Below are 25,410 nucleotides of genomic sequence, written 5' to 3' on the forward strand. Positions count from 1 at the left end.
AGGAAAAAAGTGCCCGCTGCCGTTCCTCTGGAATGGCAAAGCGGGCGGCCATCTAGCGCAAGCCGCGGAGCAGGAATTCCGCGTTGGTCTTGGTGGGCTTGAGATTGTTCAACAGTGTTACGAGTGCATCGCCGATGGGCAGAGCTGAAAGCTGGCGGCGGACATCGATGACTTTAACGAACTCATCGGGATGATATAGTCTATCGTCGTTTCGTGTGCCGGACTGGGGAATGTGGATGGCGGGGAAAACCCGGCGCTCGGCGAGTTCCCGGTCGAGCCGGACTTCCATATTGCCTGTGCCCTTGAATTCCTCGAAAACCACATCATCGAGACGGGATTCCGTTTCCACAAGAGCTGTGGCCAGGATGGTCAGGGAGCCGCCGTTCTCAATGTTACGTGCCGTGCCGAAGAATTTGCGGGATTTCTGAAGTGCTGCGGGAGAGACACCACCGGAGCCGATCGGGCCGCCTTGCATGGCGGAATTGTGGCCCCGGGCGAGGCGGGTGAGGGAATCGAGAAGTAGAACAACGTGCTTGCCTTGCTCGACCATGCGTTGTGCGCGGGCAATCACCAGATCGGCAACCTGGGCATGGCGTTTTGGCGTTTCATCGAAAGTGGACGCGTAGACGCGTGCTCCAACGGTCTCTTCGAAGTCCGTGACCTCTTCCGGGCGCTCGTCTAAGAGCAGGATGACGAGCTCAATTTCCGGGTTGTTGGCTTTGATCGATTTGGCAATTTGCTTGAGCAAAATAGTCTTACCTCCGCGCGGTGGAGCCACGATCAAACCACGCTGGCCTTTACCAAGTGGCGCGATGAGATCAATCACCCTCACTCCGAGGTATTCCGTGCCTTCTCCTTCGAGATGGATGCGGGAATCCGGAAACATCGGGGTGAGTTTGTCGAAATCCTTCGGCTCGGACCAATCCGCGAGCGGGATTCCTTCTATCTCGAGGATCTCGGCGGTTGTGAGGTATTTGTCACGCTGCACCGGAGGGCGGACTTTCACCTTCACTCGCTGACCGCTGCGGATGGCAGCATTTGCAAGCACCGGACCGCCGAGGTGGATGTCGTCCTGGGATGGCCGGAACGAGCGCTCCGGATCGCGGATCATGGCAAAATGTTCTTTGCCAAACTCGACCACGCCCTCACAGGTGATGTTCGAGCCATTGGCGACAAAAAAGCAAATGATCTCGTAGATCAGTTGGGTTTTGGTGATGCCGCCCTGGATGCGGGCAGGGATTTCAGAAGCGATTTTTTGAAGCTCTGTGAGTGGCTTCAGGCGGAAGGCATTCAGATCAATATTCTCCGGAACGGGATAGGGGGCGGCTTCCTCCTTTGGAGCAGCTTCTTCTTTTTCGGTTTGGGCCGGTGTGGGCTTCTGTTCCGCGACTTCGGCTGAGGAGGTGACGGAGGCTTCTCCGGAGGTGGCTGTTTCGGCCGGTGCCTCGGAGAGTTCTGGGGTATTGTCTGACATGGAAAGTGGTGGGAAAATTCTACAGAAACGCTGGACTTGGGCCCGCAGTGTATCGGGCACTCCATCGTTCCAAAAAACGATATCTGCGCGGGCGGCTTTTTCCTCGATAGGTAGTTGGGCGGAGAGGATGGACTCGATCAGGGAATCGTCCCAACCATTGCGGTCCTTGAGTCTTGCGACTTGGGTGGCACGTGAGGTGGAGACGACGATCGTCTGAGTTTGGCCAAAATCGAAGCCACTTTCAAAGAGGAGCGGCACATCAGCGAGGAAGCACCGCACGCCTTCTTTAGCTGCTTTTTCCCGTAGCGCAAGACATTCCTCCCGCACCAGTGGGTGAAGAACCGCTTCAAGCTCCTTGCGTTTCTCAGAATTCGCGAAAACCTCGGCACGCAGTTTTTCGCGGGAGATGAGCCCGCTTTCCCCATCGAGAATTTCTTTGCCGAAGAGGTCTGTGAGTTCCCTGATCACCGGCTCCGTATAGAGCAGGGATTTCACCGATGCATCGCAATCGAACACGACGATGTCCGGGACAAATTCTTGGAAAAGACTGAGAGTGGTGGATTTGCCAGTGGCGATGCCGCCAGTGAGAGCTAGGACTAACATGGGTGAAATAGATGGAGCTGCGGGATGATGCCGGAATGCAGGGCGGAAGACTACGCTGCTGCGACCGGATAGTTCAAGCAACCAGCTCGTCGAGAAATAACGTTCTTTCTGGCGGAGCGCATGGAAAATTGTGGGTTCGCACCTCGTTCGTAGCTTGGAACTACGCATTCACCTGAAAATCCCAGTGACGGGGCATTTCCCAGCTTTCGATTCGTTTGCGGAGTTCTTCACGTAGCGCTTTTTTATCATAATCATGGCTGACTCCGAGATGGGCGTGGATTTCTTCGAGACGCTCAAAATCCCGGCTTGGCGCCCGGGAAATCCTTGCAGTGCTCACGCCGGGGAGCTGGCGGAGGATCTTTTCAAGGCGCGCGGGGCTGACTTTTCGTCCGGCGACATTGATAGCAGCGCCGGTGCACCGTGTGAGGTGGATTTCGCCTGCTGAATTGTGCCCGAGATCCCAAGTGCGATACGTTCCGGAAGTAAACTCACCGGGGAAAACCGGAAGATCCGAGCCGCTTGCCTGAGCGTCGCTGCGGACAGTAAGGTAACCCTCATGATTGCAATCCACGGTAATTCCCGGCAGGCAAGTCCCCAGATAAGTCTCTGTCGACCGGGGAGTGTGGCTGGCATCAAAAGCGATCGCACCGGTTTCGCTGGTGCCGTAGAAATTGTGGATTTTCAGATTGCTTGAGGCGTGGATGGCTTGTTCCAGCTTCAATGAGAGCGGCGAGCCAGCACTCAGTGCCAGAGAGATCGCCGGATGAGAAGTGATGCCGGTCTGCCACCATGTTTTCCAGATCGCTGGAACGCCGGGTAGAAATATGGGACCGCCGCGTTCAAGTGCGGGATTGAGAAACATCGGCATCGGCCCGGGAGCAATGTCCAACGGGATCCCACGTAATAGCAAAGGCAGTGCCAGGCAGCCGAAGCCGTAGGAATGCGCCAGGGAAATGGCGGCAAGACCGCGTCTTTCCCGGTGGAGCCCGAGGCCTGACAGATTTCGCAACCCCTCGGCAAGCACTGCGGCCTCGTCGAAAAACAGGCTGCGTTCGATTCCGGAGGCTCCACAGGTTTGCTTGATAAGCACAGTGCCTGCCGGAACGTTTCCACGGATTGGGCGGATTTTGCTCTGTTCATTTTCCGCAAGGATCACTGGTTTCCTTGTCCGCCAGGCAGCGATAAGGGTTGGGAAAAATGCCAGTGAGGTGCCGATGGCGATCAACGTGTCCGATGAGGTATCAACGGTGCGGGAGATGCTATCGATTTCTCCAAAAGTGATGCCGGAAGGTTTTCCATGATGCCAGAAGGCGATGTCGTCCCGATGGCGGGCGGCGATTTCATTCCAGTGTTCCAAGAGCATCCGACTGCCTACCTAGACACTTCCAATGGCCTTGCCAAGAGCAGGAATCCGGTCTTTCTTCCTTTTTCTTACCCCGCCTCCATGCAGAACTCTCCCGATTCAACGCAGAACTTCATACCGCGACGCGTGTTTATTACTGGCACGGGGATGATTTCTCCCATGGGCACCGACTCGGCCGGGCACGTCGCCTCATTACGCGCGGGAGAAAATCATTTCCGGGAAATCGATTTTTTTGATGTTTCCAAGCAGCGGGTGAAAACGGCGGGCGTTGCGGATCTGGCGGACGATTTCGAGCATTTTATGCTATCGGAGCGGGAGGCTCGCGGGTTGGACCGTGGGACGCGGCTCCTACTGCATGCGACAGCCCAGGCGATGAACTCCGCAAAACTGGACAATGTGTCTCCGGAAACAGGTTTCATTGTCGGGACTTCTGCGGGGGCGATGCCCGTGGGCGAGGAATATTACAAAATCGCTGCTCGGGATGGAGAGCGCAGAGGTCAGTTCCGGCGGGTGGAAAACTACCAGGCGCAGCGGCAGGCTGGGGCGGTGCAACGGGCTTTGGGCTTTCGGGCGCAGACATTGATTATTTCCAATGCGTGCGCATCCGGTGCAAATGCGATCGGTCACGCTTATCATCAGATTCGCTCTGGACGTAAATCACTGGCGTTGGCTGGTGGTTACGATGCTCTCTGCCAGCTGGTGTTTGCAGGGTTTGACGCCCTCCAGGCGCTTGCGGAGTCCGGAATTCCACGGCCATTCGATGCAGCGCGGGACGGCCTGGCACTCGGTGAAGGCGCTGCGATGTTTGTTTTGGAAAGCGAGGAAAGCATGCTCGACCGGGGAGCGGTGCCGCTCGTGGAAATCTGCGGGTATGGAATGGCGACCGATCTCCATCATCTCACACAGCCGCATCCCGAGGGCAATGCTGCGGTGCGCTCAATGACAGGCGCCTGCCGCCAGGCGGGAATGGAACCGCGGGAGATCGACTATATCAATTCCCACGGCACAGGCACTCCGCTAAACGATGTTGCCGAAGCGAATGCCATCACCGAATGGGCGGGCGAGGATGCAAAACAGATCTCCGTTAGCTCGACGAAATCCGCGATGGGCCACTTGCTCGGCGGTGCTGGTGCCATAGAATCCGCAATCTGCCTGCTGGCACTGAAAAATCAGCTTCTTCCTGCAAGCCTCAATATCCGTGAAGCGGATCCCGCATGCCGCTTCGATCTCGTCCGCGAGCCCCGTGAAGCTGCCCTCAATGTGGCGCTGACAAATTCCTTCGGGTTCGGTGGCTCCAACGCATCCCTGATTTTCCGAAATGCAAGCTAAGCAAAACGTGCGCGATTTCTCCCCGCAGTTCCATCTCTTCGTCCATGGTCATGGCGCGGTTTCCTCTGCCGGGATCAATGCACAGGCGCTGTATCGCGCCTGTGCCGGAAGAGAACTCATTCCGACAATCGAGCTGGAGCGGAAAGCGGGTGAAAAGACGATTTCCTATTCGCATCGGCCGGTCGACGCCAAAGCTTTGCGTGCTGCGATGCCAAAGCACGCCCGTCTGCGTCGCGCCAGTAATGTTTCCAAATATGCGGTAACGGCAGCCCATGAAGCGATCGGTCCCGAGCGGCTGGAGAGGATGAAAAACGGTCAGTTAAGGATCGGGATTGTTCTTACCTTTTTGAACGGCTGCGTGAACTATTCCAACCGCTTTTTCAGCGAGGTTCTCGAGGATCCGAATTTTGCCAGCCCGATACTTTTTCCTGAAACGGTCTTCAACGCGCCAGCGAGCCACATTGCAGCATATTTGGAATGCGATGGTCCGGTCTACACGCTGATCGGAGATTCCGCGACCTGGTTCTCGGCGCTGAATGTGGCGGAGGAATGGATCTCCAGCGATCAAGTGGATGGGTGTCTTGTGCTTTGCGCGGAAGAAATCGATTGGCTAACGCTGGAAGGCTTACGGTATTATTCGCGGAACCTGATTGCAACCGAAGGCGCTGCGGCGGTCTATGTGGAGGCGCGGCCATCCGCTATCTCCGTGGAAAATATCCACGGCCCGTATTCCTACAATGATAATACTCAGCGTCGGATCGCCGTGGCTGATGCGTGGGATGCGGTGGAGAAAGGTGGGGGCGGAGTTCTCATCGACGGGCTGACCCATGTCCCACGCCTGGATCGTGACGAGCTGTCCGCGACAGAGAGCTGGGAAGGCGAGCGGATAAGTCCGGCCGGAATTTTGGGAGAGGGAATGGGTATCCGCTGTGGCTTTCAGACGGTGGCTGCCATAGAGGCACTTTATGCCGGCCATGAGTCGGCATTGGTTCTGGCCAGCGGAGGGAATCAACACGCCTTTTCCGCGAAATTTACACGAAGCAATCCATGAGCAAACAAGCCATTCTGATCACTGGTGCCAATGGCGGCATCGGGAATGCCACAGCCCGTTATTTTCTCGAGCACGATGATTCCTGCTACGTTTACCTGGGAGTTCGTTCCGGCCGGGATGCGGCGGATGCACTTGTTGGAGAATTTCCAGAGAGATGCCAGGTGCTGCCGCTGGATGTGTGCAAGCGGGAGGCCTGGGAACGTGCTTTGGAGGAGGTCGCGCAAGCGGGGCGGGTGATTACCGTGCTGGTAAATAATGCCGGGCATCATGAGGATCATCTTTTGGCGACGATGCCTGATGAGGCTTGGGAGAATGTGATCGGCTCCAATCTCAATTCCGCCTTTCTTGGTTCCCGTGCGGTCATACGGGGAATGATGGGAGAGCGCTTCGGAAGAATCATCAATATATCATCCCTATCGGCACTGTTGGCACCTGCAGGACAGACAAATTATTCAGCCGCAAAGGCAGGGATGGTGGCGATGACCCAGAGCCTCGCGAAAGAAGTCGCGCGGATGGGGATCACAGCGAATGCGATCTGCCCGGGCTATATAGAAACTGCAGCAACCGATGAAGGTGATGCCGAGGCGAAAAGAGCCCGGAAGAAGGCGATCCCGATGAGGCGTTTCGGACAACCGCGCGAGGTGGCTGCCGCCGTTTTTTTTCTTGCTAACAAAGACGCGGGCTATATCACCGGAGCCACGTTGAAAATCGACGGCGGAATCCTTTAACGCTCTCAAAAATCACATGTCCGAACCTTCCGATCTGCACGAAGAAATCAAAGAAATTCTTGTCGATGAGCTAATGCTCGATGTCGAGATGGATGAGATTGGCGATGAGACCCCGCTCATGGGGCCGGATAGCCTCGGGCTGGATTCCGTGGATGCGTTACAGCTCGTCGTGGCGATTGAAAAACGTTTTGGACTGAAAATTTCCGATCCGGAAGCAGCGAAGGGTATTCTCCGCTCGGTGAAAACCATCGCGGATGCTGTGCGTGAATTCAAAGGCGCCTAAGGCTCATTTACGCGCTGCTCCTGAAGAATGAAAAAGCGGCATGTAAAAACCCTCGGATTATTTTTCCTCAAGCTGCTCGGCACGATCCTTTTCCTGTGGTGGGCGCTTTCCAGCATCGACGACAAGGAGGCATTGGGAAGAAATTTCAAGCTGGCGCTCCGCTCTCCATGGTGGGTGGTAGCTGGAATCTGCCTGGCTTTTGTTTCACTTCTGGCAAATGCCCTGAGATGGTTTTTTTTACTGCGTGCACAGTCGATTCATGAGCCTTTTGGTTATATCCTACGCCTGACTCTCTACGGGGCATTTTTCAATATTGCGTCGGTGGGTGGTGCTGCCGGAGATGCCGCAAAGATTGTTTTGTTGATGCGGCGTGTGCCGGATAAAAAGGTAGGGGTTACGATGTCGGTCATGGTGGATCACATCATTGGCTTTATCTCCAGCGGGATCATTTTCTTGGTCTTTACGTGGGGATTCGGGACCATGGACAAGGTGGAGGATGTCGCTGGGCGGGGAACTTTTGTCGCCGCGACCTGGTTCCAGGCTGGAGGAATCGTCGGGATTATTCTGAGTGCTTTTTCATGCACTCCCTGGATGCTGTCCTGGGGTAGGAAGCATCTCCCGAGGTTGACAAATAATCGTTGGGTGGACTCGATCACCAAGGTGCTGGATCTGTATCGGACAGGATGGAAGCATGCATTCTTCGCACTGCTTGCTTCCTTTGCGCTTTCCGCCAGCTTTTACCTGACATTTTTTGCAGGATTACGGGCTCTAGATCAGCCGGTGAGCGCGGTGAGTATCATGTCGGTGATGCCGATTGTGGACGTGGTTTCAGCCTTGCCGATATCGATTTCAGGGTTGGGTGTGCGGGAAAGAACATTCGACTTCCTGGTGGGGAAATTGACCGGTATTCCAACAGCGGCAGCAGTTGCTGCATCACTCATTGGTTTTCTTTTTACGGTTTTTTGGGGGATTGTGGGCGGGTTGGTCATCATCATGGCTGGGTCTTTTACGAAGAAAGGGGCGGAAAAATGATCGAGCAGCCGATTCCCGACCCAACACCGGATCCCGGTATCGCTTTGGTGCTAGGATCCGCATTTCTGGGGGTTTACGCACATGGCGGTTTTATTTGTGAGTTGAACCGGCAGGGGATTTTTCCCGGCAAGGTTGCGGGATCATCGGCCGGCGCCTTGGCCGGAGGCTTTTATGCCGCCGGGCTTCGTGGCCAGGAACTTGAAGCGGCAACGCTCTCGGGTGCGCTGAAACGAGCCTATCCGGATTGGCTGATTCCGATTCGCGGCGCGCCTTTGGGGATAGGCGTGCTTACAGGGATGATGAACGGAAAAAAAGTGGTGGAACATCTGAAGCGCGAGCTTCCGGTGGCAAATATCGAGGACGCGCCCGGGGTGAGGCTTCAGATCGCTGTAACGGATTTACGGAAATCCACGGGCGAATTTTTGAGCGAAGGGCCGCTGGCAGAGGCGATCATGGCCAGCTGTGCGGTGCCGATCCTTTTTACCGGACAGCATCTCGAAGGGCGGGTCTTTCATGACGGAGGGATTCTTCATGGTGTTCCGCTAGAGCCATACATCGCGGATCCAGCCGTTCATACGATCATCGTTCACGACATTTCCTACCCTAGACAAAGTGCGGCAGCGGATAAACGGCTCGGCATAAAAGAGGTCTTTATCAACGGCCACCACATGCTCAACGATGCGCTCACGGAGCACCGGATTCGTGAAGCGGAGCGCAATCACAAGCGTGTGATCTTTCTGGAAACCCATCATCCGAGTCCTGGCTTTTTCCAGTCGGCGAAAAAAAAGAAACGCTATTTTATCGATGGTGCACGGACTGCCTCGGCTGTCTCTCAATATTTTTCCTCATGACTACGAATCTTATTTTCCAACTACGGGCCTTGATCAACGAGCAGCTATTTCCGCTCGATGATTCCATATCCGCAGAGGCGGATCTTCATTCCGAAGGTCTCGATTCATTGGCTTTGATGCAGCTCATCTTGCTGCTGGAAAATGAATACGGAGTCTCAATAAAGCCGGAGGACCTGGACCGGGAAAACTTTTCCAGCCTGAGTAAAATCTCAGAGATGATCTCAAAGAAGCGTGAACTGGGAACATGATAACTGACATCTGTGTTGTCGGTGGGGGAAGCGCCGGGCTTTGTGCGGCTGTGTCAGCTGCCAGAGGCGGGAGAAAAGTGGTTCTTATCGAGCGTTCCGATCGACTTGGTGGGATGGGAACCTTGGCGAGAGTTCATACATTTTGCGGGCTGTATCATCCGGATGTTTCCAAACCCCCGATGCTTGTGAACGAGGGGCTTCCCGCGGAGATCGAGCAAAAGATGCGGGAGCGGACCGGAGTTGGTCCGGTGAAAATGGGTAAGGTTTATGTGCTTCCACAGGATCCCGATATTTTTCGGGAAATCGCTGATGAGCTAACTGTGGCCGAGAAGAATCTCCAGGTGAAATACCGGACTAGTTGCACAAGCATCTCGCGAATGGAGGATGGCGCATTTGTCCTGGAGACTTCTGCTGGCAGAATTACCTGTAGAGCTTTGGTGGACGCCTCGGCGGACGCGATTGTAGCGGATTTTCTCGGGGCGACGAGACTCGCCGAGAAGCCGGAAAAAACCCAAAGTTCCGCATTTATATTTTCGCTACGGAATGTGGCTCCTGCTGCTGGGGAGGATGCGTTCCGGATGCGGCTAGCACTGGCGATCGTCCGTGCGGTCAAGGCTGGCGAACTGCCGGAAACAGCGATGGGAACGGCTAGCAGAAACTCGGCAGTTGCCGGCGAGATCTATTTTACCACGGATTTGAAACCTGGGGGCCGGTCCGATCTAATGGCCACGGGGAAAGCTTTTGCCGAGGCGTTGAGTGAATTTCTGCGGGAACATTTTACTGAATTCGCTTCCGCCGATGGCCCGTTCCCAGCTGCTGAGCCGGGAGTGCGCGAGTCCTGGCGCTGGCTCGGAAAGTATGTGCTGACCGAAGCTGATCTGATCGATGGGAGGGAATTTCCCGATACAGTGGCAATGGCGGCATGGCCCATTGAACTACGGGAAACGACCCATGGTGCAAAATTTCGTTTTTTCAAGAGGGCAGAACCATCTGCGATCCCGCGCAGTTGTTTGGAGAGTGCCGAAATCGAAGGGGTATTCTTTGCTGGAAGATGCATTTCCGCCAGCCATGAGGCATTGGCCTCCGTGCGGGTGATGGGGACATGTTTTGCAACTGGCCAGGCGGCGGGAAGATTGGCCGTCGAGTATCTCCGGGGTCCCAAATTTTGATCAATATTTTCTCCACAGAGTGGGAACGAAAAGGACGAGCAAAGCGAAAAGTTCCAGGCGCCCGAGAATCATAATCCAGCCGAGAAAAACCTTGGTCGGCTCCCTGAGATCGGCGAAGTTATGCGTAGGTCCGACTGCATCAAAGCCAGGGCCGATGCTGGAAATGGTAGCCAGCACCGTGCCTGCGCAGCTTTCCAGGCTAATCCCGGTTCCGGCTTCCAAAAAGCCGACCACTGCGGTGGCGGCAATACTGATCATCAGATAGAGCGTGAGGAAAAACATGATCCTTGCCCGTGCGGAATCGTCCAATGGATTGCCGTTTACGACGACTCTGAATACCTGGTTTGGCCGGAAGGTGCGGATAATTTCATTGCGCGCGGATTTTGCAAATACGATGAGTCGCCCGACTTTGAAGCCCCCGGAAGTTGATCCGGCGCAGCCGCCCATCAGCATCAGGCAGGCGATAAGAACCTTGGCCCAGGTAGGCCACTGATCGTAATCGGCCGTTCCAAATCCAGTGGTGGAAGCGATACTGAAAACGGTAAACAGGCTATCGCGGAGACTTTTGACAAGAGGAACATCATCGTTGTAAGTGCGCCCGCAGGTGATCAGGAGAATCACCAGAGCGCAGAGCCCAAGAAACCAGCGGGCATCCTCCTCCTTCAAAACGCGCTGCCAGTTTTTCCTCAGAATAACGATGTAGATCAGGAAATTCAGACTCCCGAGGGCCATGAAAAATGTCAGCCAGAGCTCGATCAACCAAGAGTTTCCCCAATCGGAATAGTAGCCAATGCTCGCACTGTGGGGGCTGAGGCCACCTGTCGAGATCGTTGTAAACGCATGGCAGGTCGCATTGAACCATGTCATCCCCATTGCTCGGAGGCCGAGGCCACATAGTAGAACAAGACCGAGGTAGATACGGAGTAACAGCGCCGCAGTATCCTGAATTCTTGCCAACCCGAGGTCTCCGCTACGGAATGAGGATTCGTTGTGAAACAGGGATTTTGAATTTACCCCAATGTATGACAGCAGTGCCACGAATAGAACCAGAATACCGATACCACCCAGGAGTTGGGTGGTTGCCCGCCAAAGGAGAATGCCCCGCGGCCATTCCTCAATAACTGTCATCACGGACGAGCCGGTGGTGGTGAAGCCTGAGGCTGATTCAAAAAAAGCGCTGGCCGGGCTCATGTAAGGAGGGCAAAGCAAGTAGGGGAGTCCTCCGAAAATACTGCATAAAATCCAGCCCAGCCCGACAATCACAATTGCCTCCCGCTTCGGGATGGTATCGTGGCGCGTCTTTGTGATCCCGGGAATGATCGATAGCAGCGCAAAACCGCCGGTAATTGCCGCCGAGAGAAACAACATCGATGCCGCCTCCTCATCGCCTTGCAAGAAATCGAACTTTGCGAAGGTCCCGCAAAAAATCATCGTAACCGCCTCCAGTGCCAGAAGCATCCCGAGGATTCTTGCAATTAAGTAGAAATTCATATCAGAGCGTGAAGCGGAGGGATGAATCAGGCTTCAAGAAGCTTGAGGAAGGGCTTTTTCGCCTCTTTGGCAACCATCGCATAAAGATGATCGCCTCCGAGTAATACTTCTTCCGGACCCGGGACTTCCGCGTGCAACCCACGGAGCTTACCGACGAGGACGACCCCGGCCGGCCATTTGATCTCTTTGATCATGTGACCCGCAGCAATGGAACCTTTGCCCACCCGTAGCTCGACTAGATCGACACCGTTGAATTTTTTGAGGGTATGGAAGGAATCGGTCGTAATGAAACGCTGGATTTCACGGCGGGTTGCTTCGCGGGGACTGACTGCGGCACGTATGCCAAAATGGTGCCCGCTGGCGGAAATGGCCGCCGCATAGTCCGCACGGTGGATCAGGGTAAGACAATTTTTGACTCCGAGTGTATGTGCCTGCAGGCAGGACATCACATTATCTTCGTCATCCGTGCTGGTGCTGATGAAGAAGTCTGCCTCGCCAATCTGCTCTTCCTCAAGCTCTGCGGATACCGTGGCGTCCGCATTGATGATGGTTGCGTTGCTCAAGCGGTCGGCGAGATTCGCACAGATCTCCGGATCGCGCTCAAAAACACGGACGGTGCAATCAATGCTTTCCAGCATCTGCGCGAGAGAAAAGCCGTATTCGTTACCGCCAAAGATAATAACACGGAGCTTCCGGGTGCCCTTGCGCTTCCCCTGCAGGCGTTCAGCGAAATCCCGTAGCTTCCTTGGCTCTCCAAAAATGGTGACAAGATCGCCTTCTTCGATCACCGAGTCCGCTGTGGGAACAAATGGGCAATCGCCCCGGGAAATCATCGCGACGCGCACTCCCTCGGGTGCTTTCAGCTCTCGCAAACTACTCTGGATGGAAGATGAATTCTGTCCCACGAGAATCTGCTGAAGTTCAATCCGGCCGCGAGCCAGTTCCTCGACGACCAGGGAATCCGGATTACGGACGAATTTTGCCAACTCGATGGCGGTAAGGCGTTCCGAGCTAAAGATGTGATCGAGACCAAAGTGACCACGGAAATCAAAAAGCCATTCCTCCCGCTGTAGGCTGGGATGCACGCGGCTGACGACCTTTGACACGCCCATGCTCTTCGCCATGGACGCGGCCATCATGTTGGTGGTGTTCGAGGAGGACATCGCCAGAAACAACTCGCACTCTCCCACATCCGCATCCGCCAAGTCTGAGACACTCGTGCCATCACCATGAATCACCTTGGCGTCCAAGCTGGCTTCCAGCTCTTCGGCCAATGCCTTGTCGGCCTCGATCAACGAGATTCTATGAGCTTCTTTGGCAAGGCAATAGGCCAAGTGCCTACCGATTTCACCGGCTCCTACGATAATGATGTTCATGCGGGATATTAGTGGCCGAAACCTCTGGTTTTCTATCGATAACAGGCCGCCTCCGCAATCCCAACATTTTCAAGACCCGGACCAGCTCTCCCATCGTTTGCAGGAATCGTCTGTTTTAATCGTCTTGAGTAAAATGAGCCACGAAGTACACTCCGTAAGACTTTTGCGAGTTTTTAGTACACCGAGTATAAAACTTCTCGGAAAAGTCTCAAAATATGGCGGCATTTTTTAGAAAATTACGGAAAAATCCGTAATAATTGTCTGGAAAATATCGATATAAAAGATTGTAACTCGCTGATTGTCAGTGTTTTTACGATTTAATTTTAAAACGTTCAATTTGTTCTTGTGAGCCAAGTGTACGAAAGTGTATTGTCTGGGGGTCGACGCGATAGTTTACCCCCGCAATGATTCCCCAGTTCCAGCAATATAAGGGCTCTTTCCCTTACAAGACAGACTCGAAAAATCGGGTCAACGTCGTGCCGGCCTGGCGTCCAGCGCAGGGGGAGCCTGTCAACCTGATGCCTTCAATCTCCGAGGGGGTGAAAATTCTCAAAGTTCTCACTCAGGAAGCTTTTGAGTATCGGGTCGAAAGGATCAAGCAACACGCTGAGTCTCCGAAGCAAGAGTCTCAGATGAAAACCAAGCTCGTGCGTATGCTCCGTGAAGTGAGTGTTAACGATCAGGGGAAGTTGCTGATTCCCAAAGACCTCGCGGAATACGCCGGTATCGCACCTGACTCGGAAGTCATGCTATCGGCCGGAGACAGTCATTTTGAAATCTGGAATCGTGATAAGTTCGAAGAAATCTTCGGTCTCTCACCAGTTCCGGAGGACGAAGATCACCTCGCCATTTTCTAAGTTTCTCTCACTCACATATCCCACACCTACTGACAGCATGCTGTTCAACCCTCCAACTCTTGCGAACAATGCGGTCCACCTCACGGCGGTTACCGGCGTGTTCGCTGGCTCGCAGGAGTTGGGTCCACTTTCCAAACAATCACAAGGTCATGCGCTCGGGACAGCACATGGTTTTGCTTTTACGGATGCCGCTGCCGCTCCTGGCTGGTTGTCGGCGCGGCGTTCGTTGAATTTTTCTCCAAGCTTTCTGGCTGGGCGGATGAAGTCTCTCGGGACAGAGCTTCATTCGCTATTTAATCCGATGCGTCGCACTGCTCCTGGCTGGTTGTCAGTGCGGCCATCGGTAAATTTTTCCAAATATTCACAAGGTCATGCGCTCGGGACAGCACATGGTTTTGCTTTTACGGGTGCCGCCGCCGCTCCTGGCTGGTTGTCGGCGCGGTGCCCGTTGAATACTTTTTCCGCCTTTCTGGCTGGGCGTGTGAAGTCTCTCGGGACAGAGCTTCATTCGCTATTTAATCCGATGCGTCGCACTGCTCCTGGCTGGTTGTCAGTGCGGCCATCGGTAAATCTTTCCAAACAATCACAAAATCATGAGCTCGGGACAGCCCATGGTTTTGCCTTTACGGGTGTCGAAGCTGCTCCTGGCTGGTTGTCAGCTTCGGCATCCGAATCTTTTTCTCCAGAAAGCTATCATCTTCCGGTTTTACCGGAGGAAGTGTTGAAAATGATGGATGCCACTGAAGGCAAGTATATCATTGATGGAACACTTGGTGGCGGTGGGCATTCCGAGCTAATGTTGAAGGCAGGTGCGCGGGTCCTGGGAGTTGATCGTGATCCGGAAGCCCTCGCGCACGCGGGAAAGCGCCTTGAGGTCTTCGGTCCCCGGTTTTCCACGTTTCAGGCAAATTTTTCAGAGATTCCGACTTACCCGGGAATTGAGGCTGGTGAGTTGGCGGATGGGCTCCTGCTTGATCTAGGGGTTTCCTCACGGCAGCTGGATTCCGCACCGCGCGGCTTTTCTTTCATGCGTGAGGGTCCGCTTGATATGCGGATGGGCCCGAATGCGACAATGACAGCTGCGGAATTAGTCAATTCATGGCCCGAAAGCGAGATAGCTCGTATCCTCTATTCCTTCGGCGAAGAGCCTCGCTCGCGCCGTATTGCAGCTGCGATTGTGAAATATCGTGAGAGCAAAGATTTTGAAACGACCACCGAGCTGGCAGAATGCATCGAAAAAGCCATCGGCAGAAGTGGGAAAATCCATCCTGCGACCCGTAGCTTCCAGGCAATCAGAATGGCGATCAATGAGGAACTCGAATCTCTTTCGTCCATTCTGAACTCCGCCTCCAAGGTGCTGAAACCAGGTGGGAGACTACTGGTCATTACTTTCCACAGTCTGGAGGATAGGATGGTGAAGCGTTTCCTCCGGCATCATTCCCAGCCATTCATTGACGATCCGACGTGGCCGGAACCCCGGCCCAATCCCGACTATCAATACAGACTGCTTTCGAAAAAAGCCATCGCTGGCACTCCGGAAGAGATTTCCGTCAACCCACGAGCCCGTAGCGCCAAGCTTCGGGTTGCTCAGCTTTTAGGTGGGGAAGCGGCCTAAGCCCAATCCCTTTTAAAAATTTCAAATTCCACAAAGCAATGAACCGCCGCCGCCAAGATAACCATACCCGGATTTCTCCAGTCGTCATTTTTGCACTTATACTCGCCGGTGCCATCGGTGCTGTGGGGGGGATTACGTATGTTTATTTCAGGAACTGCCAGATCGAGACTGCTCGCGAAATCGATGTCATCGAGCGCCGTATCGAGCAGCACCAGCTCGATATCCGGACTGTACAAATGCGGAGTGATCAGATTCTCAATCTTTTTGCAATCCGTAAGACACTTGAAGATCTTGGCACTGATATGCGGCCAATTCCTGCCGGAGTTTCCGAGGATATGCTTCCCAATCTGCCGAATGCTGTAGCCTCCGCTGATACCAGCCTGTGAACCGATCTTTCCAAAACCGCTGCGTTGTCCTGTGTCTGATCCTTGTGATCTTGCTCAGTGCTCTTTCCGCGCGGTTGGTTCAAATCCAGCTGGTTGATCGTCATCGATACGCGGCATCTTCCGCGAAAGCCTACCATCGCGTGGAGCACTTGCCGGCGATCCGCGGAATGATCGTGGACCGCAATGAGGAGCCAATAGCCAAGAGCATTCCGGTATCTTCCATCTTCGTGGATAAGAATCATCTGCTGGATCCGAAACTTGCATCCTACAGCCTCGCCTACAAAGCCGCTGCCGGGGAAGCGGGATGGAAAAATCTACCCGCCGATAAGCAAAAGCGCAGAGTCTCCATGCTGCGCGGCGAGATCCTGGCAAGCGAGAAACCGGAAATTATCATCCAGAAGCACATTGCGCATTCCATCGGGTTGCTGGCGCGGCCCTTGGGCATGCGTCGTGATGAACTGAGGGATAAAATCGAGAACACCCGGGGGAAGTGGTTTCCGATCGCGAAAGATATTCCGGACGATATCGCCGAGCGCCTCCGTGAGATCGTCGATGACTATCATCTCGAAGGTTTCGCGTTTGAAAATTCGATCAAGCGCTGGTATACGAATCCGACTCTTGCGACCCATCTCACTGGATTTACCGGCGAAGTCGAAGAAAAACTGGATAACGGAAACGTCGTGCACCGGATGGCCGGGCGATTCGGCATCGAGTCCGCATTGGAAAAATATCTGGCGGGACGGGATGGCCGCCGGGAGCACAGACGGGATGCACGCGGCTTGGTTGTGCCCGGAGATTCAGGCAGTTTGCTTCCTCCGCGTGCGGGTTTGAACGTGAAACTCACGATCGATATCGGAATGCAGGCGATTGTTTCCGAAGAGCTCGAGGCCGGCTTGGCAAAGTATAAGGCCACCCGTGGAGCAGTTGTGGTGATGGATCCAAAAAATGGCGAGGTTCTTGCGATGGCTTCCCGCCCGCACTTTGATCTTAATTTCAAAAAGAACCTCCAGGATAATTCATTCAATTACGCGCTTCAGGCGAAATACGAGCCTGGCTCTACCATCAAAATCGTCGCCACTTCCGCCGCGCTGGAAGAAAGGCTGGTGACCCCTACGACTGTGATCAACTGCCCCCACGTGGTGCAGGAAAATAAGTTCACGGTGACCGATGCACACTCGGGCGGGATGCTCAGTTTTGAACAAATTTTACAGAAATCCAATAACGTGGGCTGCTGGAAACTTGCCAAGCAACTCGGTGTAAAGCGCTTCTACGAATACGTCCATAACTTCGGCTTCGGGGAACGCAGCGGAATTCAGTTGAGCGGCGAGAACCCCGGCACTGCGGCGGTGCCCACACTGCCAATCGATTTTTCCAGAGCTGCTTATGGCTATTATATCGGAGTCACTCCGATTCAAATGGCTAGCGCTTACTCGGTCATCGCCGGGAATGGAGAACTGCTCAAACCGAAGATTGTGAAGGCCCTCGTGGCAAATGACGGGACGGTTATCGATGACTTCCCCAGAGAGGTCCGGAACCGGGTCATTTCTCCTGCGACGGCGAAAAAAATGCGCACAGCCTTGCATAAGGTGACCTTGAAGGGCGGAACCGCTACCCAGGCCTGTGTTCCGGGATTCAAGGTTTGTGGAAAGACGGGAACTGCGATCAAGCACGATCCGAAGCGGGGCGGCTATGTCAAAGGCGGTTATGTGGTATCCTTCGCGGGATTTATGCCTGCAGATAATCCTGCTTTTGTTTGCTATGTGGTCATTGATGAACCTATGACGACCGAAGTCTCGCGCTACGGCGGACAAATCGCTGCACCGATTTTCTCCAAGATAGCGGGACGTTTAGCCGCTCACATGAATTTACAACCGACAGAACCGATCTCCGAGCCGATCGCAAACCGGTAATCCAGCCATCCATCAACATGCTTCTTCGCACTCTCATTTCAGATCTTGATAAAATAACCACCTCCGGAAACCAGGATGTGGAAATCTCAGCGCTCACTGCGGATTCCCGTGCGGTGACAGAGGGGATGCTTTTCGCCGCCATCCGTGGCACGAGCCTTGATGGCCATAGGTTCATCGACGAGGTGATCTCCAAGGGCGCCACTGCGATTCTCGCGGAAATTGGCCCACCGACCGATCTTCCCGATACGGTTGCCTGGCTGCATGTGCCTGATAGTCGCTCGGCGATTGCGAAGATAGCTGCGGCTTTTTACGAGGAACCGGCAGGAAATCTGAAACTGGCAGGTGTGACGGGGACAAATGGGAAAACGACAATTGCGTTTTTGATCCATCACATCATGCAAACGGAATGGCACCGGGCAGGTTTGCTCAGCACAGTCTTGGTGGACGATGGCGAAGAGCGGTCTCCTGCGAAACATACCACTCCAGGCTCGATCGAACTTCATAAAATCCTGGCAACTTTCCGGGACAACGCATGCCGTGGCGGAGTGATGGAAGTTTCCTCCCATGGAATCGATCAAAAACGAGTCCATAGCGTCGCGTTCGATGCGGCAATTTTCACCAATCTGACCCAGGACCATCTAGATTATCACGTCACGATCGAGAGGTATATGGCGGCAAAGGCCTCGTGGTTTCATGACTTGGCTGCGAACAAGCAGGGGAAAAAGCCTACTGCGGTGATCAATACGGACGATGCGCGCGGCAACGATCTGGCGAAATCCCTGGACGGCAAGATGCCAGTCATCCGGTATGGTTTTAATGTGAATTGCGATTTTCGGGCGGGTAATTTCCAGCAGAAGCGCGATGGGATGTCCTTTGAGCTTTCTGCCAGAGGAAAAACGTTTCTGGTGCGCTCTCCGTTGATTGGCCGCTTCAATGCCTACAACCTCCTTGCCGCAATCGCTGGTGCAGCGGCATGCGGGATCAAACCCCGTCAATCGATTGCCGCTTTGGCCGATTCGCCACAGGTGCCGGGACGGATGCAAAATGTGGGGAATGCCGGCGGCGCTACTGTCTTCGTCGATTATGCACATACTCCGGACGCGCTCGAAAATGCCTGCCGCACTCTCAGAGAGCTCGATCCCCGCCGTCTGATCACGGTATTCGGCTGCGGTGGAGACCGGGATAAGGCAAAACGTCCACTGATGGCTGCTGCCGCTGCTCAAAACAGCGATGCACTTATTCTCACCTCGGATAATCCACGCTCTGAAGATCCGAATGCAATCATAGCCGATATGGTCAAAGGACTACCACCACGTTGCAATTATCTGACGATCCCGGATCGTGCTGAGGCGATTGATGCCGCTATGGCGAATTCACGCTCCGGTGACATCGTTCTCATAGCTGGTAAAGGGCATGAGACCTATCAGGAATTTTCCGATCATACCATCGACTTCGACGATCGCAAAAAAGCCGATCTAGCTCTTAGAAAACGAGCTCTCGAGATTGCCGAGATGCGCTCCAACCCCGAAAACCGATTTTGAAAATCTGAATCAATTTCCAGCCGCTTCCGTCCAAAAGTCTGTAACCCGAGACCATAGAAAACCATGAAAGCAACAGCCCAACAAATATGTGAATTACTAGACGCCAAGCTCGTGGTGGGCTCTGGCGATGTGTGGGCTGAATCTGTTTTCACAGATACGCGCAAGCCTGTCACTGGTGCTCTGTTTGTAGCGTTACGTGGTGAAAATTTTGATGCGGATGCATTTGCTGAAAACGCATTGCAAGCAGGTGCCTCCATCGCAATCGTAAAAAAATGGGTTGGCGGCCCAGTTGCCGAAGGCAAAGCGGTATTGCAGGTGGAGGACACGCTTTTCGCGCTGCAGCGTCTCGCACATTGGTGGCGCAGTCAGTTGGATATTCCGGTGGTCTGTATCACTGGATCCAATGGGAAAACTTCCACCAAGGATTTTACAGCCGCTGTGCTTTCACAAGCATTCAAGGTAAATGCGACGAAGGGAAATCTGAACAATCATATCGGGCTACCGCTGACAGTGCTTACCACGACCGAGGAGCATACGGCCGCCATCTACGAGATTGGGATGAACCATAGCGGAGAGCTATCTCCACTGTGTGAGATCGCCCGACCACAATATGGGATCATTACGAATGTGGGGACTGCCCACATCGAGTTCTTGGGCTCTCGCGAGGCAATCGCGGAAGAGAAGGGCACCCTCGCCAGATACCTTCCGGACAATGGTTTGTTATTTACGCCTGCGGCTTGTGAGTTCAACGAATACTTCCGCGCACGCACCCATGCGCGTCTGGTGCCGGTCGGAAATGGCCGTGGTGTGGTTCGTGCGGAGAATCTGCGTCCCCAGGCTGGGGGGACAGCCTTCACTTTGGTGATCGAGGGAGAAGAGTCAGTGGAGGTTTTCATCCCTGTCCTAGGGAAGCATATGATTACCAATGCTCTCCTCGCGGCGGCGCTTGGGTGGAAGCTTGGTCTATCTCCCCGGGAAATTGCCACGGGCTTGAAATCGGTAAGCCTCACGTCTGGAAGAATGCGTCAAATCAACTGGGATGGAATCACGCTACTGGATGATACCTATAATGCGAATCCCGAATCAATGGAAGCCGCGATAGAAACGCTGGCCGAGATGGAAGTCACTCCCGGCGGTCAGAGAATTGTCGTCTTGGGCAAAATGGGAGAGCTAGGCATCCATGCGGATGAGGCGCACCTAAGAATAGGGCGCTTGGCCGCCTCCCGGGGATTGCGCTTGGTTGCTGTCGGGCCCGGAGCGGAAGGCATCGCTACCGGGGCGAAGGGACTGCATTTTCCTGATATTCATAACGCCGCCGATTGGCTGCTCGAAAATACTCATTCCGGCGATGTCGTGCTCTTCAAGGGAAGCCGCACCGCCGCCATCGAAAAAGTCCTCCAAACCGCTTTTCCTACCGCATGTTAACCGCTATTTACGATTTCTGGTATGCCGCATACCAAGCAGAACTTTCTTCAAATACCGAGGGTTGGGCCCACACCTTCTCGTTTCTGAACTTATTTCAGTATGTTACGTTCCGTGCTGCCACTGCGGGTTTGCTTGCGTTTGGAATCTCGATTCTGATCGGTCCGAGAATCATACGGAAATTAATCTCCCTGAAAGTAGGTCAGCCCATACGCACTGCGGAGGAAGTCCATAAACTCGCGGAGCTCCATGGTGGAAAGATCGGCACGCCAACGATGGGCGGAGTGCTCATTCTCGCAAGCGTTTTGATCTCCACCTTGATCTGTGCGCGGGTATTTAATCCGTTTGTAGCCGTTTGCGCATGCACCATGGCAGCCTGTGGACTTCTTGGCTTTGTCGATGATTACGCGAAGGTGAAGAAAAAAAACTCGGATGGAGTTTCCAGCCACACCAAGCTTTTTTGGCAGCTTGTGATCGCCTTGATTGCTTCGTGCTTTATCTATTTCAAAACGGAGATTTCGGGGTTCGGGGCTAGCGCCCAACAGATTCAGGATGGTCTGGTCGGCTTTCGTCTTAGGGACGCCTCAATCGGGATCGGTGAGATTTGTTTCCCTTTGTTCAAGGAGCCTTTGTTCAATCTGGGTATTTTCGTCATACCATTTTTCGTATTGATCATTATTGGTTGCTCGAACGCGGTGAATCTTACCGATGGGTTGGACGGACTAGCCAGCGGATGCACGATTTCTGTGGCCTTGAGTTATTCAATGTTGGCTTACCTGGCGGGCCATTTTTTCATGGCTACGGAATATCTGGTTATTCCCCACAATCGTTACATCGCAGAACTAGCAGTCTTCCTCATGGCACTCGCCGGAGCTTCTTTCGGATTCCTGTGGTTCAACTGTCATCCGGCCAAAGTTTTCATGGGGGATACGGGGTCGCTCGCGATCGGGGGTGCACTGGGCACAGCTGCAATTTGCACAAAACAGGAATTGCTGCTAGTAATCATCGGCGGGGTTTTCGTGATGGAGGCTCTTTCTGTCATGCTTCAGGTCGGCTCTTTCAAACTGCGTAAAAAACGCATTTTTAAAATGGCTCCCATTCACCACCATTTCGAGTTGCTCGGCTGGCATGAGTCCCAAGTCATCATTCGTTTCTGGATTCTGTCGATCATGCTCGCACTCTTCGGATTAGCACTTCTCAAAATCGCTTAATACACTTTTGAAATCTCCATTTTCCATTTTTGAAAAACATGTGGCTATCTTCGGTGCGGGTCGCTCCGGACGCGCCGCGGCAGCTCTTGCGTTGAGGGAGGGGGCTGTTGTGTCGATTTGGGATCAAGGAGGCGAGGAGGTCTTTGCAAAAATTCCGGCTGGCGTGGAAACGCATCCAAACTGGTGCCAAGATGACGCGGAAGACTTTTCAGCGGACCTCATCGTCATCAGCCCGGGAATCGATACCTATTCGCCATTGGTTGAGGCGTTTTCCGCGAAGGCTCCGCTGATTGGTGAAACTGAGCTGGCATCGCATTTCTTCGACGGTGGAATTATCGGCATTACTGGCACAAACGGGAAGACCACGACCACGGAATTGGTTTCGCTGATTTTGAAACATGCGGGATTGGGCGGAACTCCCTGTGGTAATTATGGAGCTCCACTTTCGGAAATTTTGTTAGAACCTGACATTCCGGCCGCAATCGCCCTGGAGCTTTCTTCATTCCAGCTTGAGACAATCGATGATTTGCGTCCAAAAGTTTCGATCTGGCTGAACTTTGCTCCAGATCACATGGATCGCTACCCCTCTGTGGAGGCATATAAAAACGCCAAATTACAGATCTTTAAAAACCAGACCAAAGACGATACGGTGGTGGTTCGTTTCGGTGAAGAACTGGGAGATCTGGTCCCGAAGGTCATCACGTTCTCGACCGAAACTCGCGAAGCTGATTTCTATTCTGACGGAATAACCATCATGCAGGGTGGGAGAATCCTGCTTGATCTTGAGTCAGAAACCTCTTTACGCGGTCTGCACAATGCGGAAAACGCGATGGCCGCAATGGCTGCCTGCATGGCTTATGGAATCGATCCATCGATCATTCCCGCAGCTCTCCAAGGATATGCACCTCCGCCGCACCGTTGCGAGTTGATCCGCACTCTTGATGGAGTAGAGTATCTGAACGACTCCAAAGCGACGAATCTTCACGCGCTGCAATGTGCTCTTCGTTCCCAAAATCGCCCGGTGGTGTTGATTGCCGGAGGGAAGGAAAAAGGCCTGGATTACTCGCCGCTTCTGCCTGTTTTGAAAAAACAATCAATAGGAGCCGTCACATTTGGTCAGATCTCAAGACCGCTCGCGGAGCTTTTCAATTCGGTCGTTCCAACCAGCTCGGTAGCAACTCTCGAAGAGGCAATCCAAACCGCCCGTTCCATCGCACCGCGGGGATCGACTATATTACTTTCACCCGGCACCTCATCCTTCGATCAGTTCAAAGGTTACGAGCATCGCGGAGACGTATTTCGCGATCTTGTTCATCAATTGTTCTAATCACCCTTACGTAAGACACACCCTATGAAATTCAACAGCATCTCCACCCGACGCAAACCGGTTCGCAAGACTGTCTACGCACGTATTTTCAATAAGACAGCCACGAAGAAGCAACGAGCATCTGCCACCGCTGCCTCCGCCGATGAGATCGAAGACTCAGGAATCAATATCTCACGATCATTGACGATCATTTTTGCAATTCACATCCTGGCAATCGGGATGATCTTTATTCACAAACAGTATCTTTCCGAGCGGACTCCGGCTCCGGATGTAGCCTCTTCCAAATCTACGGAGGTCGAAATTACACCGGATTCTTCCACCGCAGCCTCCCGCAACAACGATCTTCCGCTACTAAGTAATGGCGATGAGCGCTACATGGTGCGGCAAGGGGATAACTATGCGATCATCGCAGAGAAATTCCAAGTGGATGAAAGCAAGCTACGTGAACTAAATAGCAGCGCCGATATCCGGGCTGGTGCAGTCCTGCGGATTCCTCAGGGGAAGCGCATTGTTGCAGTGGATCCTCCTGAAGTTGCCGCGATTCGCAATCAGACAGCTCCTACAGACTCAGAGCGTGGCTTGGTTGAAATATTGCCTCCGGTTGATGTGCCCAAAGCTAAAATTGTCCGGCCTGCACTTACTCAATCCGGTGAGGAAGCGGTGATTGCCAGTTCCGGCCGCACCCATACGATTAAATCTGGTGAGAATATTTGGAGAATATCCAACCAATACAAGGTCAGCCAACAAGAGCTGATGAAGTTAAACAATATCTCTGACCCGACGAAGCTGAAAATTGGACAAGTAATTAAGCTGCCTTAAGTTTCTTGTTCCCCTTTACCTATTCTTTGGGTAATTTCAGCGCCAGTGCTACGTCATAGCTCCACGATCTTAATCATAGCCGTTGCCCTACTCTGTGGGTTGGGCTTGGTAATGCTTGCCAGCACCGGGGTGTGGGTTCGTGATTTGGAACAGCCATACCACTTTGTAATCCGGCAATCCGTGATGGTGGTGATTGGCGTGTTTGCGGCATTTGTCATGGCTAAGACTCCACCGGAGGTAATTCGGAAGAGCACGGTATTTGTTTATGTTTTGGTCTGCATTGCTTTGGCACTGTGTTTCGTCCCTGCGGTAAATGTGGAGATCTATGGTTCAAAGCGCTGGATCGATCTTCCCTTCATCGGTCAATTTCAGCCGTCCGAACCAGCGAAAATGATCGTTGTTGTTGCTCTCGCAGCTTGGTTTGCACGTTGGCAGACGGAAGTTCACACGTTTTTCCGTGGTTTCGTCATTCCAGGGATGATCACCGGTCTGCCCCTGGTGTTGATTGCACTGGAAACCGATGTCGGAACCGCTTTGTCGCTAAGTGTAACTGCGGCTGCGGTCATGTATTGTGTGGGCTCACGGTTAAGATATATTATTCCTGCCGGCTTGGTCGGCATTTCTGGGGCGGCTTGGTATCTTTACAATAATCCGAACCGTTGGGGACGTATCGAAGCATGGCTGGATCTGGAGAATCCTGTTCATCAGCTCGATAGAGGGATGCAACAGTGGCGTGCGCTGCTAGCCTTGGGTAATGGTGGCCCCTGGGGCGTAGGACTAGGCAACGGTGTTGAAAAATTTGGAACGCTCACATTTGCCCATATTGATTTCATCTATCCCGTTATTGGTGAGGAGTTAGGGCTGCCTGCCACGTTAGGAGTCATCATATGTTATGTAGGAATAGCTGTCGCTGGCGTGGGGATTGCGCTTCAAGCGAAACAGATTTTTGAGCGCAGCATCGCCTTGGGCTTAACCTGTGTGATCGTAGTTCCGGCGATGGTGAACATCGGAGTCACGACCGCTGTGCTTCCCAATGACGGATTGCCCCTTCCTTTTGTGAGTTACGGAGGAACTAGCCTTGTCTTCAGTCTAGCTGCTGTAGGTCTGCTGGTTGGTATTCACCGCCGTTCTCAAATAGCGACGATTCAGGCGTTTCCTTTGGGTAAAGATGCCAGAGGTATACTCCGCCTGTGATTAGGTAATTGCCTCGTTGGCGTCAAATGGAGGAAGGGAACCCGGCGGAAAGGAGTCTGAATGTAGTTCTACTATGTTTATAGTATTGAGCGGGTGACGGGTGTGAAGCGGAGCGGTGTGGAGAGTATTT

The 25,410-nt window shown here is 53.5% G+C and carries 22 protein-coding genes; 18 read left to right on the plus strand and 4 right to left on the minus strand.

Features of this window, described 5'->3' with window-relative positions; all coding sequences use genetic code 11:
- Positions 1 to 52 precede the first annotated feature (52 nt).
- Together rho and ACFSSA_RS09045 are read right to left on the minus strand one after the other, a co-directional pair.
- Entirely contained in the window at positions 53 to 2,077 is a 2,025-nt protein-coding gene (gene rho, locus ACFSSA_RS09040; protein ID WP_386820113.1) for a transcription termination factor Rho, read from the minus strand.
- A gap of 160 nt (positions 2,078 to 2,237) precedes the next feature.
- Entirely contained in the window at positions 2,238 to 3,440 is a 1,203-nt protein-coding gene (locus tag ACFSSA_RS09045; RefSeq protein ID WP_386820114.1) for an AMP-binding protein, read from the minus strand.
- An 81-nt stretch (positions 3,441 to 3,521) separates the two neighbouring features.
- Between ACFSSA_RS09045 and ACFSSA_RS09050 the strand changes: the two genes are divergently transcribed.
- Genes ACFSSA_RS09050 through ACFSSA_RS09085 form a run of 8 tightly spaced genes read left to right on the plus strand, consistent with a single transcriptional unit; the run spans position 3,522 to position 10,131 of the window.
- Positions 3,522 to 4,769: a beta-ketoacyl-[acyl-carrier-protein] synthase family protein gene (locus ACFSSA_RS09050; protein WP_386820133.1), complete on the plus strand. Its 1,248-nt coding sequence runs from the start codon at positions 3,522 to 3,524 to the stop codon at positions 4,767 to 4,769.
- Positions 4,759 to 5,820 carry a beta-ketoacyl-[acyl-carrier-protein] synthase family protein gene (locus tag ACFSSA_RS09055; protein ID WP_386820115.1) on the plus strand — a complete coding sequence of 354 codons (1,062 nt, stop codon included), beginning with the start codon at positions 4,759 to 4,761 and terminating at the stop codon, positions 5,818 to 5,820. The genes ACFSSA_RS09050 and ACFSSA_RS09055 overlap by 11 nt, the downstream gene beginning before the upstream one ends.
- The gene (locus ACFSSA_RS09060; RefSeq protein ID WP_386820116.1) at positions 5,817 to 6,548 is read left to right on the plus strand and encodes an SDR family oxidoreductase; all 732 of its coding nucleotides are present in this window, start codon (positions 5,817 to 5,819) and stop codon (positions 6,546 to 6,548) included. Before ACFSSA_RS09055 ends, ACFSSA_RS09060 begins: the two co-directional genes overlap by 4 nt.
- Positions 6,549 to 6,564: 16 nt before the next feature.
- Positions 6,565 to 6,831, plus strand: a complete 267-nt coding sequence (locus tag ACFSSA_RS09065) for an acyl carrier protein (protein WP_386820117.1) — start codon at positions 6,565 to 6,567, stop codon at positions 6,829 to 6,831.
- Between the two features lie 27 nt (positions 6,832 to 6,858).
- A complete protein-coding gene (locus ACFSSA_RS09070) occupies positions 6,859 to 7,863 on the plus strand; it encodes a lysylphosphatidylglycerol synthase transmembrane domain-containing protein (protein WP_386820118.1) in 1,005 nt (334 codons plus the stop codon).
- The gene (locus ACFSSA_RS09075; RefSeq protein WP_386820119.1) at positions 7,860 to 8,714 is read left to right on the plus strand and encodes a patatin-like phospholipase family protein; all 855 of its coding nucleotides are present in this window, start codon (positions 7,860 to 7,862) and stop codon (positions 8,712 to 8,714) included. Before ACFSSA_RS09070 ends, ACFSSA_RS09075 begins: the two co-directional genes overlap by 4 nt.
- The gene (locus ACFSSA_RS09080; protein ID WP_386820120.1) at positions 8,711 to 8,962 is read left to right on the plus strand and encodes a phosphopantetheine-binding protein; all 252 of its coding nucleotides are present in this window, start codon (positions 8,711 to 8,713) and stop codon (positions 8,960 to 8,962) included. Before ACFSSA_RS09075 ends, ACFSSA_RS09080 begins: the two co-directional genes overlap by 4 nt.
- The gene (locus ACFSSA_RS09085) at positions 8,959 to 10,131 is read left to right on the plus strand and encodes an FAD-dependent oxidoreductase (RefSeq protein ID WP_386820121.1); all 1,173 of its coding nucleotides are present in this window, start codon (positions 8,959 to 8,961) and stop codon (positions 10,129 to 10,131) included. Before ACFSSA_RS09080 ends, ACFSSA_RS09085 begins: the two co-directional genes overlap by 4 nt.
- Here ACFSSA_RS09085 and ACFSSA_RS09090 read toward each other — a convergent pair whose 3' ends face one another.
- Together ACFSSA_RS09090 and trkA are read right to left on the minus strand one after the other, a co-directional pair.
- Complete coding sequence (locus ACFSSA_RS09090) at positions 10,132 to 11,622, minus strand: TrkH family potassium uptake protein (RefSeq protein ID WP_386820122.1); 1,491 nt, start codon at positions 11,620 to 11,622, stop codon at positions 10,132 to 10,134.
- A 26-nt stretch (positions 11,623 to 11,648) separates the two neighbouring features.
- On the minus strand, positions 11,649 to 12,998 hold the full coding sequence (trkA, locus tag ACFSSA_RS09095; RefSeq protein WP_386820123.1) for a Trk system potassium transporter TrkA: 1,350 nt from the start codon (positions 12,996 to 12,998) through the stop codon (positions 11,649 to 11,651).
- 404 nt (positions 12,999 to 13,402) lie between these two features.
- Here trkA and ACFSSA_RS09100 point away from each other — a divergent pair, with 404 nt between their 5' ends.
- The 10 genes from ACFSSA_RS09100 (at position 13,403) to ACFSSA_RS09145 (ending at position 25,280) form a co-directional block, all read left to right on the plus strand.
- Complete coding sequence (locus ACFSSA_RS09100) at positions 13,403 to 13,855, plus strand: division/cell wall cluster transcriptional repressor MraZ (protein ID WP_386820124.1); 453 nt, start codon at positions 13,403 to 13,405, stop codon at positions 13,853 to 13,855.
- Between the two features lie 652 nt (positions 13,856 to 14,507).
- A complete protein-coding gene (gene rsmH, locus ACFSSA_RS09105; RefSeq protein WP_386820134.1) occupies positions 14,508 to 15,470 on the plus strand; it encodes a 16S rRNA (cytosine(1402)-N(4))-methyltransferase RsmH in 963 nt (320 codons plus the stop codon).
- Positions 15,471 to 15,508: 38 nt separating this feature from the next.
- Positions 15,509 to 15,856 carry a hypothetical protein gene (locus ACFSSA_RS09110; RefSeq protein WP_386820125.1) on the plus strand — a complete coding sequence of 116 codons (348 nt, stop codon included), beginning with the start codon at positions 15,509 to 15,511 and terminating at the stop codon, positions 15,854 to 15,856.
- On the plus strand, positions 15,853 to 17,766 hold the full coding sequence (locus ACFSSA_RS09115; protein ID WP_386820126.1) for a peptidoglycan D,D-transpeptidase FtsI family protein: 1,914 nt from the start codon (positions 15,853 to 15,855) through the stop codon (positions 17,764 to 17,766). The genes ACFSSA_RS09110 and ACFSSA_RS09115 overlap by 4 nt, the downstream gene beginning before the upstream one ends.
- Positions 17,767 to 17,783: 17 nt before the next feature.
- Positions 17,784 to 19,307 (plus strand): UDP-N-acetylmuramoyl-L-alanyl-D-glutamate--2,6-diaminopimelate ligase, encoded by a 1,524-nt coding sequence (locus tag ACFSSA_RS09120; protein ID WP_386820127.1) that lies wholly within the window; start codon positions 17,784 to 17,786, stop codon positions 19,305 to 19,307.
- 63 nt (positions 19,308 to 19,370) lie between these two features.
- Positions 19,371 to 20,732: a UDP-N-acetylmuramoyl-tripeptide--D-alanyl-D-alanine ligase gene (locus ACFSSA_RS09125; RefSeq protein WP_386820128.1), complete on the plus strand. Its 1,362-nt coding sequence runs from the start codon at positions 19,371 to 19,373 to the stop codon at positions 20,730 to 20,732.
- Positions 20,726 to 21,940 (plus strand): phospho-N-acetylmuramoyl-pentapeptide-transferase, encoded by a 1,215-nt coding sequence (gene mraY, locus ACFSSA_RS09130; protein ID WP_386820129.1) that lies wholly within the window; start codon positions 20,726 to 20,728, stop codon positions 21,938 to 21,940. The genes ACFSSA_RS09125 and mraY overlap by 7 nt, the downstream gene beginning before the upstream one ends.
- 7 nt (positions 21,941 to 21,947) lie before the next feature.
- On the plus strand, positions 21,948 to 23,267 hold the full coding sequence (murD, locus tag ACFSSA_RS09135; RefSeq protein ID WP_386820130.1) for a UDP-N-acetylmuramoyl-L-alanine--D-glutamate ligase: 1,320 nt from the start codon (positions 21,948 to 21,950) through the stop codon (positions 23,265 to 23,267).
- A 24-nt stretch (positions 23,268 to 23,291) separates the two neighbouring features.
- A complete protein-coding gene (locus ACFSSA_RS09140; RefSeq protein WP_386820131.1) occupies positions 23,292 to 24,086 on the plus strand; it encodes a LysM peptidoglycan-binding domain-containing protein in 795 nt (264 codons plus the stop codon).
- Between the two features lie 45 nt (positions 24,087 to 24,131).
- Positions 24,132 to 25,280, plus strand: coding sequence for an FtsW/RodA/SpoVE family cell cycle protein (locus ACFSSA_RS09145; RefSeq protein WP_386820132.1), 1,149 nt, complete (start codon positions 24,132 to 24,134; stop codon positions 25,278 to 25,280).
- Positions 25,281 to 25,410 lie beyond the last annotated feature (130 nt).

It is taken from the genome of Luteolibacter algae, from assembly GCF_042683045.1.
Taxonomy (GTDB): Bacteria; Verrucomicrobiota; Verrucomicrobiia; order Verrucomicrobiales; family Akkermansiaceae; genus Luteolibacter; species Luteolibacter algae.